Origin of the sequence: Polaribacter sp. (assembly GCF_965656025.1) — a bacterium.
In the GTDB taxonomy this organism is placed as follows: domain Bacteria; phylum Bacteroidota; class Bacteroidia; order Flavobacteriales; family Flavobacteriaceae; genus Polaribacter.
The window spans coordinates 1-13,471 of record NZ_CBFHJT010000049.1 but is presented as its reverse complement, the minus strand read 5'-3'; the positions used below and the strand labels follow the sequence as shown (position 1 = coordinate 13,471).

Annotated in this window: 11 protein-coding genes; 7 read left to right on the top strand and 4 right to left on the bottom strand. The window is 30.9% G+C overall.

Annotation, left to right across the window (positions count from 1 at the left end; all coding sequences use genetic code 11):
- The 5 genes from ACTG3S_RS10020 to dnaG all read left to right on the top strand — a co-directional run.
- On the top strand, nucleotides 1-160 hold a 160-nt coding region (locus ACTG3S_RS10020; protein ID WP_439129228.1), incomplete at its 5' end, for a phage holin family protein.
- Nucleotides 161-267: 107 nt separating this feature from the next.
- On the top strand, nucleotides 268-1,590 hold the full coding sequence (gene tig / locus ACTG3S_RS10015; RefSeq protein ID WP_439129220.1) for a trigger factor: 1,323 nt from the start codon (nucleotides 268-270) through the stop codon (nucleotides 1,588-1,590).
- A gap of 180 nt (nucleotides 1,591-1,770) precedes the next feature.
- Nucleotides 1,771-2,430: an ATP-dependent Clp endopeptidase proteolytic subunit ClpP gene (gene clpP / locus ACTG3S_RS10010; RefSeq protein WP_439129219.1), complete on the top strand. Its 660-nt coding sequence runs from the start codon at nucleotides 1,771-1,773 to the stop codon at nucleotides 2,428-2,430.
- A 72-nt stretch (nucleotides 2,431-2,502) separates the two neighbouring features.
- Nucleotides 2,503-3,741 (top strand): ATP-dependent Clp protease ATP-binding subunit ClpX, encoded by a 1,239-nt coding sequence (clpX, locus tag ACTG3S_RS10005; protein ID WP_439129218.1) that lies wholly within the window; start codon nucleotides 2,503-2,505, stop codon nucleotides 3,739-3,741.
- 268 nt (nucleotides 3,742-4,009) lie between these two features.
- Nucleotides 4,010-6,016: a DNA primase gene (gene dnaG / locus ACTG3S_RS10000; protein WP_439129217.1), complete on the top strand. Its 2,007-nt coding sequence runs from the start codon at nucleotides 4,010-4,012 to the stop codon at nucleotides 6,014-6,016.
- Between the two features lie 503 nt (nucleotides 6,017-6,519).
- On the opposite strand, the gene nadE is transcribed toward dnaG, so the two are convergent.
- Nucleotides 6,520-7,308: an NAD(+) synthase gene (nadE, locus tag ACTG3S_RS09995; protein ID WP_439129216.1), complete on the bottom strand. Its 789-nt coding sequence runs from the start codon at nucleotides 7,306-7,308 to the stop codon at nucleotides 6,520-6,522.
- 59 nt (nucleotides 7,309-7,367) lie between these two features.
- On the opposite strand from nadE, the gene gldB reads away from it, so the two are divergent.
- Nucleotides 7,368-8,327 (top strand): gliding motility lipoprotein GldB, encoded by a 960-nt coding sequence (gldB, locus tag ACTG3S_RS09990; RefSeq protein WP_439129215.1) that lies wholly within the window; start codon nucleotides 7,368-7,370, stop codon nucleotides 8,325-8,327.
- Nucleotides 8,327-8,662, top strand: a complete 336-nt coding sequence (gene gldC, locus ACTG3S_RS09985; protein ID WP_438989083.1) for a gliding motility protein GldC — start codon at nucleotides 8,327-8,329, stop codon at nucleotides 8,660-8,662. Before gldB ends, gldC begins: the two co-directional genes overlap by 1 nt.
- A 109-nt stretch (nucleotides 8,663-8,771) precedes the next feature.
- Here the strand turns inward: gldC and ACTG3S_RS09980 are convergent, their stop codons facing one another.
- The 3 genes from ACTG3S_RS09980 to ACTG3S_RS09970 all read right to left on the bottom strand — a co-directional run.
- Nucleotides 8,772-10,247 carry an OmpA family protein gene (locus tag ACTG3S_RS09980; protein ID WP_439129214.1) on the bottom strand — a complete coding sequence of 492 codons (1,476 nt, stop codon included), beginning with the start codon at nucleotides 10,245-10,247 and terminating at the stop codon, nucleotides 8,772-8,774.
- 68 nt (nucleotides 10,248-10,315) lie between these two features.
- Nucleotides 10,316-11,440, bottom strand: a complete 1,125-nt coding sequence (gene folK / locus ACTG3S_RS09975) for a 2-amino-4-hydroxy-6-hydroxymethyldihydropteridine diphosphokinase (protein WP_439129213.1) — start codon at nucleotides 11,438-11,440, stop codon at nucleotides 10,316-10,318.
- Nucleotides 11,441-11,563: 123 nt separating this feature from the next.
- A partial coding sequence (locus tag ACTG3S_RS09970) for a polyribonucleotide nucleotidyltransferase (RefSeq protein WP_439129212.1) occupies nucleotides 11,564-13,471 on the bottom strand: 1,908 nt, incomplete at its 5' end.

Here is a 13,471-nt window from a genome sequence, read left to right as displayed (position 1 = left end):
CTTATTCATATTTGTAATAAACGCAGTAATTATATTATTGGCAGATAAATTAGTAGATGGTTTTGCAGTTTCAGGCTTTTGGGCAGCATTATTTTTTAGTATTTTATTGTCCATTTTTAGGTCAGCACTATTTTCTTTACTCAAAGAAGATAAAAAATAACTCAATTAATAAAATTATCACTGAAATAGAACCACTTAAACATTTGTGCAATCAATTAAAAAGCGTAATTTTGCACTCGATTTTTTAAAGAATAAGAGCATAAAGAAATGAATATTACCAAAGAAAACATAGATGCGTTAAACGCAGTTGTAAAAGTTGATATTGTTGTAGAAGACTATCAAGAAAAAGTAGCCAAAGTATTAACAGATTATCGTAAAAAAGCAGACATACCAGGTTTTAGAAAAGGCCATGTACCAATGGGTATGGTTAAAAAACAATATGGTAAATCTGTATTGGTAGAAGAAGTAAATAAACTTTTACAAGATTCTTTAAACAAATTTATAACAGAGGAAAAATTAGATATTTTAGGAAATCCTTTACCAAGAGTACAAGAAGATTTTAACTGGGATGCAGACAACTTTTCTTTTGAATTCGAACTAGGTTTAGTGCCAGAATTCGATGTAGATTTAAAACCAAAAAAGAAGGTAACAGCTTATAATATTATAGCTACAGAAGATCTTTTAGACGAAGAAGTTAAAAATATACAAACACGTTATGGTAAAATGAGCGCTATAGAAGAAGCTACAGAACATGCCAACGTAACAGGTACATTTGTTAACGAAGAAAAAGAAATCAATAAAAAATCTACCTTTTTAGTAAACGATTTAAAAGGTAAAAAGAACGAGAAAAAACTTATAGGTGCTAAAGTTGGTGATGTAATTGAGTTAGAAACTAAGAAATTATTTGAAGACGAAAATAAATTAGTTCACATTTTAGGCGTTTCAGAAGAAGACGCAAAAGATTTAGATATTAAAGTAACGTTTACGGTAGAAGAAATTACTAAAACAGATCCAGCAGATTTAGACCAAGAATTGTTCGATAAATTATTTCCTGACGGAAGCGTAAAAACTGCTACAGAATTAAGAGACAAAATTAAAGAAGACGCAGAAAAACAATTTGAACAACAAGGAGATCAATATTTGTTAAATGCAATAACAGAACATTTAGTAGAAAATACCAAGTTTGATTTACCAGCAGAATTTTTACAAAAATGGTTGGCTACTGCCGGAGAAAAAGAATTAACTGCAGAAGAAGCAAAAGAAGAATTCGATAAATCTGAAAAAGGATTACGTTATCAATTGATTGAAGGAAAAATCATGAAAGATAACGATATCAAAATAGATTATGCAGAATTAGTAGACTATGCAAAAGGGTTTATTAGAACACAAATGGCACAGTTTGGTAATATGAATCCAGAAGAAAAAGAATTGGATGATATTGCAGGTAGAATATTACAAAACCAAGAAGAAGCTCAAAAATTACAGTCTCAATTAATCAGTCAAAAATTATTGGCTTTTTATAAAGAAAACATGAGTTTTAAATCGAAAGAACTTTCTTACGAAGACTTTATTAAAGAAGTTTACAAATAAGAGTAGCTTATTATCATTCTGTAGATATTACCTTCAGAGAAGTCGAAAGGTTGTTTCAGAATCTAAGTAAAATATAAAACCTGAATTGCAAAATTCAGGTTTTTTTAGCCACTTAAACCAAGAAAAAAATAAGAAAAATGTTCTTATCTTTACAAAACAAACAATAAAAGAATCAAGATAATGGATTACGGAAAAGAATTCGAAAAATACGCAACAAAGCACCATGGTATTAGCAGTACAAGCTACACAAAAATTACAAGTAGTTTAACACCATATATTATGGAAGAGCGCCAAATGAATATCACACAAATGGATGTTTTTTCTCGTTTAATGATGGATAGAATTATCTTTTTAGGAACAGGAATAAACGATCAAGTGGCCAATATTATACAAGCACAATTATTATTTTTAGAAAGTGTAGACGCTAATAAAGATATTTCTATTTACATCAATTCTCCAGGTGGAGGTGTCTATGCAGGTTTAGGTATTTATGATACCATGCAATTTATAAAACCAGATGTAGCAACCATTTGTACAGGTATGGCTGCTTCTATGGGTGCTGTTTTAATGTGTGCAGGAGAAAAAGGGAAACGCTCTGCATTACCACACTCTAGAATTATGATTCATCAACCTTTAGGTGGTGCACAAGGACAAGCATCTGACATCGAAATTACAGCAAGAGAAATCTTAAAACTAAAAGACGAGTTGTATGCAATTATAGCCAATCACTCTGGACAAACTGTAGAAAAAGTGCATAATGATTCTGATAGAGATTACTGGATGAAAGCAGATGAAGCAAAAGCTTACGGAATGATTGATGAAGTATTAGCAAGAAAATAGTTGTTAGTAGTTGGTTTTTTGTTGTTGGTTTCTTACCAATATTCATAAACTACCAACCAAAAACCATTATAAATGTCAAAAGAAGAAAATTTAGAATGTTCGTTTTGCGGACGTAAAAAAGCGGAAACAGACTTGCTTATTGCAGGAATGGATGCTCATATTTGCGATAAATGTATAGAACAAGCACATGGTATTGTAGAAGAAGAAATTTCTGAAGCAAAATCAAGTAGTTTATCAAAAGATTTAACACTTAAAAAGCCTAAAGAAATTAAAGACTTTTTAGACAAATACATTATTGGTCAAACCGAAACAAAAAGAGCCATGTCTGTGGCTGTGTACAATCATTACAAAAGATTGTTACAAACAAAAGATGATGAAGACGAAGTAGAAATAGAAAAATCGAACATTGTTTTAGTAGGCGAAACAGGAACAGGTAAAACATTGGTAGCAAAAACCATTGCAAAAATGTTAAACGTACCTTTTTCTATTGTAGATGCAACCGTTTTAACGCAAGCAGGTTATGTGGGCGAAGATGTAGAAAGTATTTTAAGCAGACTCTTACAAACTGCAGATTATGATGTAGAAAAAGCCCAAAGAGGTATCGTTTTTATAGACGAAATAGATAAAATTGCCAGAAAAGGAGACAACCCATCTATCACAAGAGATGTTTCTGGAGAAGGCGTTCAACAAGCACTTTTAAAATTATTAGAAGGTACAGTTGTAAATGTGGCACCTAAAGGAGGTAGAAAACACCCAGAACAAAAATTTATAGAAGTAGATACCAAAGAAATTCTATTTATTGCAGGTGGTGCTTTTTCTGGAATCGAAAAAATTATTAGCAAGCGTTTAAATATGCAAGCAGTTGGTTTTGGAGCCTCTTTAGATGAAGACAAAGTAGATGATAAAAACCTGTTACAATACATTATACCTTCAGATTTAAAAGCATTTGGTTTAATACCAGAAATTATTGGGCGTTTACCAGTATTAAGTTTTATGAATCCTTTAGATGCACAAACACTAAGAGCCATTTTAACAGAACCAAAAAACTCCATTATTAAACAATACACAAAACTGTTTACTATGGATGATGTTGCTTTTATCATTACAGAAGAGGCCTTAAATTATATTGTAGAAAAAGCAGTAGAGTACAAGCTAGGGGCAAGAGGTTTGCGCTCTTTGTGCGAAGCTATTTTTACAGATGCCATGTTCGATTTACCAAGTTCAGAAGAAAAAGAACTCAGCGTAACCAAAGAATATGCAGAAGCAAAATTAACCAACACAACTTTGAAAAAGTTAAAGGCGGCTTCATAATTTTTTTGGCGTTTCCACGCTAAAAAGCTTGGTTAGGCTGGAGTTTATATTGAGCGCAGTCGAAAGGCACTCGCTTCACGCCCAAAAGCGTGAGATTTTAAACAATTGCTCAATCCTTAACGCGTATTACTAACTAAAAAGGGAAGTTAATAAAAGTTACTTTTAAGACCTCTCAGGTTTCTAAAACCTGTGAGGTTTTTTTAATCAACCAAACAAATAGAAAAACAAAGTTCTTATCTTTGTTTCACTTTAAAAATTATAATTTTAAATGATATCTAGAAGTACCATAGACCGTGTTTTCGAATCTGCAAGAGTAGAGGAGGTTATTGGTGAATTTGTACAACTAAAAAAAGCAGGTAGTAACTTTAAAGGTTTAAGTCCGTTTGTAGACGAAAAATCGCCCTCATTTATGGTATCACCTGTAAAACAAATCTGGAAAGATTTCTCTACAGGAAAAGGAGGTAACGCCATTTCATTTTTAATGGAGCATGAGCATTATACCTATCCAGAAGCCATAAAATGGTTGGCAAAAAAATACAATATAGAAATAGAAGAAACTGAGCAAACATCTGAAGAAAAAGCTCAGATGAACGAAAGAGAAAGTATGTTTTTGGTCTCTAAATTTGCCAAAGATTACTTTCATGAAACCATGCTAAATACCAATAAAGGAAATGCAATTGGGCTTTCTTACTTTAAAGAAAGAGGTTTTAGAGAAGATACCATTAAAACTTTTGAATTGGGGTACTGTTTAGACGAGTGGAGTGGTTTTACCGACGCAGCCTTAGCAAAAGGTTATGATATCAAATATTTAGCCTCAACAGGTTTAACCATCGTAAAAGAAAACAAACAATTCGACCGTTTTAAAGGCAGAGTAATGTTTCCTATACATTCTATGTCTGGGCGTATTCTAGGTTTTGGTGGTCGTATTTTAACAGCTGATAAAAAAGCAGCAAAATATTTAAACTCCCCAGAAAGCGATATTTACCATAAAAGTAAAATTTTATATGGTATTTATCAGGCAAAAAAAGAAATAGCAAAACAAGATAATTGTTATTTGGTAGAAGGGTATACAGATGTAATTTCTTTTCATCAATCTGGTATCGAAAATGTGGTGGCTTCTTCTGGTACAGCCTTAACATCAGACCAAATACGTTTGGTAAATAGACTTACAAAAAACATCACAGTTTTATTTGACGGAGATGCAGCTGGTATTAGAGCTTCCATACGTGGAATCGATTTAATACTAGAACAAGGTATGAATGTAAAAGTGGTGCAATTTCCAGATGGAGAAGATCCAGACAGTTTTGCCAAAGCGCATTCTACAGAAGAGTTAAAAGCACATTTAGAAAATCAATCGCAAGATTTCATCAACTTTAAAGTATCACTTTTATTACAAGATTCTAATAACGATCCTATAAAAAAAGCAGGTGTAATTAGAGATATTGTTACGAGTATTTCTAAAATACCAGATGGTATAAAAAGAGAAATTTATGTACAGGAATGTGCAAGAATTATGGAAATATCTGAGCGTGTTTTATTTAGTGAATTGGCTCAAATACTAAAAAAAGAGTTTCAAGAAAAAAGTAAAAGTTCAAATAAACAGAGTTTTAAGCCTCAACAAGACCCAAATGAGCCACCACCAGAATATTTTTTAGAACAAGAACAAGCGCAAATGGGCTTGGTAAAAGGTGGAGTTGCATCTCAAAAAATAGATCAGTTAGCTATTTTAGAAAAAGAAATTATTAGAATTTTATTGTTGTTTGGTAATGAGGTTACAGAGTTTACAGAAGAAATAGAAAATGAAGACGAAGATGGTAACATAAAAATTACTATCAGAAAATACAATAACAATGTTTCCGCAGAAATTTATGTGCATTTACAAGATGATGAAATAGAATTTACTAATACAGTTTTTCAAGAAATATATACAGAAATTATTCATCAATTAAATCAATTTGAAAAATTAGAAATAGATGCTTTGGTTAATCATCAAAATGTGGAAATTTCTAAAACGGTTACCTCTATTTTAATGGACGAAGAAAAACATCAATTAAGTAATTGGGAGAGTAAAAACATTGAGGTAAAATCTGAAATAGAAGTTTTACCAAAATTAGTGAGTGATGCTGTTTTTAATCTAAGAAGAGTATTAATTGGAAAAAAAATAGAAGAATTACTAAAAGAGTCAACAGAAAAAGAAACAATTGATTTAGAGACCATAAAAGGCTATACAGGCCTAAAAATTAGGCTTTTCGAGAAATTAAACAGAGTTGTATAACTATTATATTCTTAGATATTACCGCGAATAATTACTAACTTTTTTAATTTTTTATTTTAAATTATCATATCAATAAAAATCTACGTGATATGATTTTTTTATTATGATATTTTTTTGTTTTTGCTATATTTGTTAAATAAAACTAAGTATAAACTACTATTTATAAGAAATACTTTAAAAGGTAAATACTTAAAAAATACAAGTTCATATTTATGCTGTATGTTATTAAATTGTAAAAACAGGTATTTTCCCCTATAGCAATTTATCAAGTAAAAATAGTTTTTTTGTATATTGCACTCGCTAAAAGAAAAAAATCAATCATGAAAAGAATATTACAACTACTAAAAATCATTCAATTATTTATCCTTTTACCTTTCGAAATTTCTAAAGGTTCAAAGAAAAGAGCTTATATGAGGATAAAAAAAATGATGATTGCAGCTAATCTATTGTAAAACATCTTAAAAATTAAAAAAAAACCATCTAAATTTAGATGGTTTTTTTTATTATTTTAATGTTGCAGGAATTTCGCAAACAGGTATAGGTATCATTTTATGTTGATTAATTCTATTCAGTCTTTTGTAAATACGATACACTTCTTGCTCTCGTCCTTTAAAATCAGCAGCAGTTTTACCAGCTTCTTGCATTTTCATAGCCCATTCTAGTTCATCATAAGAAGCTCCAATTTGATCTTCATCAGTTCTACTATCTCCAAATAAACCATCAGTTGGTTGTGCTTTTTGGATAGAGTTTGGTACCTTTAAATAAGCGGCTAATTCATAAACTTCAGATTTTAATAAATCAGCAATTGGGCTAACATCTACACCTCCATCACCATATTTGGTGTAAAAGCCTACACCAAAATCTTCTACTTTGTTTCCAGTTCCTGCTACTATAGAGCTGTTTAAGCCTGCTAAATAGTACAAAGTGGTCATTCTTAATCTTGCTCTTGTATTGGCTAAAGAAAGATCTACCTTGGCAGAAGCAGATACTTCTGGTACAGAATTTTTAAAATCTTCAAAAGTAGAAGTTAAATCTACTCTCGTTTCAGACACATTTTTAAAACGCGCTTTTAGTTGTTTTATATGTTCCTCTGCTCTGCTAACTTGACTTTCTGCTTGGTGTATGGGCATTTCTACACATAATGTTGGCAACCCTGTTTCTGCACATAAAGTTGAGGTTAAGGCAGAATCTATTCCACCAGAAACACCAACTACAAAACCGTTTACTTTTGCATTTTCTGCATATGTTTTTAACCAATTTATAATATGAGTTGCTACTTTTTCTGTATTCATGTATAAACTAATTTAGTATTTTTATCGTTTTAAATTTAAAACAACAATATACGAAGTTTATGAGATTTTTTCTAATTGGTTTAGTAGTTTTATTTGGTTTTTATGCATGTAGCGATGCAAATAAACACAAAATTGATGTCTCTGATATTAAGGTAGATTTCAAAATAGAAAGATTTGATGAAGACTTTTATAATGCTACAAAGATTCAGCTTTCTAATTTAAAACAAAAATACCCTTATTTTTTTCCACCTCAAATAACAGACAGTATTTCTTTGGCCAAAATAAATAGTGAAGACGAACAAGAACTTTTTGCAGAAACTCAAAAAATATATAAGGATTTCACTCCATATAAAACACAGTTAAAAGACTTATTTAAGCATGTTAAATATTATAACCCTAAGTTTAGAGCCCCAAAAGTAATTACCATGCTTACCAATATAGATTATGATAGCAGAGTAATTTATGCTGATAGTTTATTAATTCTTTCTTTAGATGTTTATTTGGGTAAAAATCATCGTTTTTATAGTGATTATCCAAAGTATGTAAAAGAAAACAATACAAAAGAGCACCTCATAATTGATGTTGCTTCAGAGATTATAGAAAGTCAAATACCGCCTTCCAATTCAAGAACCTTTATTAATAAAATGATTTATGAAGGAAAAAAAATGTATTTATTAGATGCTTATTTACCTTTAATTTCTGATAAAGAAAAAATTGGTTACGAAGAAGAAAAATTAATTTGGGCAAAAACGAATGAAGAACAAATTTGGAGTTACTTTGTTCAAAAAAAAATACTCTTTAGTACAGATACAAAATTGAATAATCGATTTTTAGATGTAGCCCCTTTTTCTAAGTTTTATATGGAGCAAGATAATTTGTCTCCAGGTAGAATTGGAGTTTGGGTGGGTTGGCAAATTGTGCGTTCTTATATGCAGCATAATGATGTATCTTTGCAAGAATTAATAAATACAAACGAATTAGATTTATATAAAAAATCTAAATATAAGCCTAGAAAATAATGTCAGTAAAACATCATTCAGAAATTAAATTTAAAGTTGGTTTAGACGAAAATAAAGTGCCAGAAGAAATAGCTTGGTCTGCAAAAGATGGAGGCATAGATAATGAAGCCTCTAAAGCGATTATGCTATCTGTATGGGATCATAAAAAGAAAGATACTTTACGTATGGATTTATGGACCAAAGATATGCCTGTAGATGAAATGAAGCAATTTTATCACCAAACCTTAGTATCTATGGCAGATACTTTTGAGCGTGCTACAGATGACCAAAAAATGAGTGCAACAATGAGAGATTTTTGCGATTATTTTGCAGAAAAGTTAGAATTAAAAAAGTAAAATTATATCTTAATTAAGTAGCATTTAATTAATATTAATTTCAAATAAAAAAAGAGAGTATATTTTTATATACTCTCTTTTTTTATTTATGAGTTAACTAAACTCTTTATTAGTCTAAAGAACCAATTGGTTTAATCTCTACCCTTCTGTTTAATTGTCTACCACCAGCATTGTCATTAGAGAATTTAGGTCTAGACTCACCAAAACCTTTGGCTTCTAATCTTTCATTATCAATACCTTCTTTAATCATGTACTTTCTAACGGCATTTGCTCTTCTTTGAGATAAGTACAAGTTATATCTGTCACTATTTCTGTCATCTGTATGACCTTCAATAATAAACTTCACGTTAGGTACTTGTTTCATAAGTGTTACAATCTTATCAATTGTTGCAAAAGAAATAGATTTAATTCTATCGCTATTCGTATCAAAATAAATACTAGTTGCTAATAATGCAATTTGTGTATTAATATTTGAAGGATTGTTTTTTCCTGCTTCTTGTTTAGGACAACCTCTGTTTTCTACAGTTCCAGGAGTTGCAGGACATAAATCTTTACCATCCATAACACCATCTCCATCAGAATCTACATTTAACGGACACCCTTCATTAGACTCTTGTCCGTATTCTAAAGGACATTTATCTATGTGGTCTGGTATACCATCTTTATCTGAATCTACTGCTTTACCATTACCATAAACCATAACGCCTGGAGGTGTATTAGGCTCAATATCTAATTGATCCATTACACCATCTTTATCAGTGTCGATGATTTTAAATTTACCTCTACTATCTCCATTTTCATCACCCCAAATAGTAAATATTTTTCGCTTTCCTAGTTTTACTGACACACCTATACTTGAAACAAAAAAAGTTTCCCAATCTTGTTTATTAGAAATAGCAGCATCTAAATGATCTTCGTAGTTAAAGTACATACCCGTTCTTAACTCTATATCTACTCGTTTATTAATTCTTCTTTTTATACCAAATTGACCTGATAAATATATAGAACTTGCTTGGTTTTGACTATTTCTAGCAGGGTTAAAACCAAAGTCTACTAACTCTCTGTCTGGACCACCTGCTATTTTTTCAAAAAGTTGAGAGTTATATTGATGGTATCCAAGACCAAAATAACCAGATGCATGCCATTTACTTGCATTAGCTTGATATAAATTGGTGAAACTCAAAATTAAATTTAATTCGGCTCCAAATGTACTTCCCTCAAAGTATATATTATTTCTAATTACAGTATTTGGCACATATAAAATTTCATAAATATCAGAAAAGTACTGCGCTCCACCAGAAATTTGAGAGTAAGATGTTTTTAGTTCTATACCTAATAAAGGGTTAAACATTTTATCAACAAATGCATATACACCAAAATTATAAAAGTTACCAAGGTTACCTGTACCTACAGAGCGTAAATCTCCATGCATTATAAAATTACTAAAACCACCACCAACAGCCCAACTATTACTGTTGTTTAAATCTATTCTGTTTCCATAAGTAATTTCGTCTGTAGTAAATTGGCTAAATATAGATACTGAAGTAAAGCAAACTAAAAATACTATTAAAAAAATTCTCCTCATTGGGTTTTATTATTGTTTATTAATAAAATTTGGGGGAGTTATGAATCGCAAAAATATAATTTTTTTTTTTAATTATTCTTTATTTTATCAATTATATAGTTATAATCTTTTTTGTTATTTACAAAATCTAAATCAGATACATCTATAACTAATAAATTTAAATCTTTTTGAGTGTTTATAAAGTTTTTATAACCTTCTTGTATTTTTTTTAGATACTCAGACTCAATGTTTTTTTCGTAATTCCGTCCTCTCTTTTTAATATTTTCTAATAGCCTTTCTGTATTTTGATATAAGTATACGTATAAGTCTGGTTTTGTAATTTCTTTGTAAATTAGATTAAACATTTTTCTGTATAACAAATATTCGTCTTCAGATAAGGTTACTTGGGCAAATATTAACGATTTAAAAATATAATAATCTGAGACTAAAAAGTTCTTAAATAAGTCGAATTGTGCTAAATCATCGCTCAACTGTTGGTATCTATCGGCTAAAAAACTCATCTCTAAAGGAAAAGCATAACGTTCTTTATCTTTGTAAAATTTTGGTAAAAAGGGATTGTCTGCAAATCTTTCTAAAACTAATTTCGCATTATATTCTTCAGTTATCATTTTAGCTAAGGATGTTTTTCCTGCGCCAATGTTACCCTCAATAGCAATGTAATTATATTTTTCTGTAATTGGTATTGGGCGGATTAGTTTGTTTTTAATTCTTTGTATTTGAGAAGAATCATCAATATTTTGTAAACAGACACTAATTTGTTTTTTTTCTATGGGATGAAATGTATTTGATGCAATTTCTGCCAAAGGAATCATTACAAACTTGCGTTGTAACATTTTAGGATGAGGTACAATTAAATTTTTTGTAAGAATAATTTCATCATTAAATAGTAAAATGTCTATGTCTATATTTCTATTTTGATATTCTTTTGTTTCATTTCTTAATCTTCCTAAATTTTTTTCAATTTGCAAAAGGGAAGTAATTAATTGTGAAGCATTTTGGTACGTAGATACTTGTACACAAATGTTATAAAAATCATCACCTTTAAAACCCCAAGCAGGTGTTTTGTATACAGATGATATTTTTTGAACATTACCAACGATATTAGCAATAGAATTGATTGCTTTTTGTAGGTTTTCAAGTTTATTACCTTGATTTGTACCTAAAGATAAATATGTGTTGTGTTGAATTTTCATAAACCTTTTACAAAGAAAATAAAAGCATTTTATAAATAGGCAATAAACAAAAAAAATCGCTAAAATTAATTAGCGATTTTTGTAAATTATAAAAAGATACTGAAACAAGTTCAGTATTTCAGATTAATCCTCTTTTCTAGGTTCTCTTGGTTTTCTGTCATCACGTCTGTTGTCACGTCCGCGATTATCTCTACCTCTATTATTGTCTCTACCTCTATTGTTATCTCTTGGAGGTCTAGCAACATAACCTTCTGGTTTTGGTAAAAGTGCTTTTCTAGAAACTTTTTCTTTACGAGTTCTTGGATCTATACCAAAGTATTTTACATCTAAAACATCGCCCATTTTAACAACGTCTGAAACGTTGTCTGTACGTTCCCAAGCCAATTCAGAAACATGTAATAAAACTTCGTTTCCTGGAGCTTCTACATATTCTACAACTGCACCAAAATCTAACATTTTTATTACTTTAACTTCGTAAACGCTACCCACTTCTGGTTTAAATAACATCGACTCAATTCTTGCAATTACTTGCTCGATTCCTTCTGGTTTAGTACCTAAAATTTCTATAATACCTTCTTCTGTTACAGCATCTTCAGTAATTACGATGGTAGTTCCTGTTTCTTTCTGTAATTCTTGAATGTGTTTACCACCTGGACCAATAAACGCACCAATCATATCGTTAGGAATGCGTCTCGTAATCATTTTTGGAGCATGTGCTTTTACATCTTCATTAGGTGCTGCAATCGTATCTGTTAATTTCTCTAAAATATGTAAACGCCCCTCTCTTGCTTGTTTTAGTGCATTTACTAAAATATCGTAAGAAAGCCCTTTAACTTTAATATCCATTTGACATGCGGTAATACCGTCTGCTGTACCTGTTACTTTAAAGTCCATATCACCTAAATGATCTTCATCACCTAAAATATCAGATAAAACTGCGTAACGGTCTCCATCAGAAATTAAACCCATTGCAATACCAGAAACTGGTTTTTTTAACTGAACACCAGCATCCATTAATGCCATAGTACCAGAACAAACGGTTGCCATAGAAGAAGAACCATTAGACTCTAATACTTCGCTTACAACTCTTACTGTATAAGGGCAATCTGCAGGAATCATTCCTTTTAGTGCTCTTTGTGCTAAATTACCATGACCAACCTCTCTTCGAGATGTTCCTCTTATTGGACGTGCTTCACCCGTACAAAAAGGAGGGAAGTTATAGTGTAAATAGAAAGTCTCTTCACCTTCGTAAGAAGCCATGTCTATTTGGTTTGCTTCTCTAGAAGTACCTAAAGTTACCGTAGCTAATGCTTGTGTTTCGCCCCTTGTAAAAATTGATGAACCATGTGTAGATGGTAAATAATCTACCTCACACCAAATGGGTCTAATATCTGTAGTTTTACGTCCGTCTAAACGTAAACCTTCTGCTAATGTTAATTCTCTAACTGCATTTTTTTGTGCTTTGTTGAAATATTTTCCAATTAAACCACCAAAATCTGCCAATTCTTCTTCAGAGAAAGTAGCTGTAATTTCTTCTTTTACTGCTGCAAAAGCTTCAGAACGTTCTGCTTTAGAAGTACCTTGTTTAGCAATTGCATAACATTTATCATATGCTAAATCTTGTATTTTTTTTGCTAAAGCTTCATCTTCTCTTTCTGGTTCATACTCACGTGTTTCTTTTTTACCAAAAGCTTCTGCTAAACGAACTTGTGCAGCACATTGTACTTTAATAGCTTCATGTGCAAATTTAATTGCCTCTGCCATTTCTTCTTCAGAAATTTCATCCATTTCACCTTCTACCATCATTACAGAATCTGCAGAAGCACCAATCATCATATCTATGTCAGATTCTTCTAATTGTGCTCTGTTCGGGTTGATGATAAATTCTCCATTTACTCTAGCAACACGTGCTTCAGAAATTGGAGTTTCGAAAGGAATGTCTGATAATTGTATTACTGTAGATGCTGCTAAACCAGCCAATGCATCTGGCATTACATCTTCGTCATGAGACATTAATTGTATCATCACTTG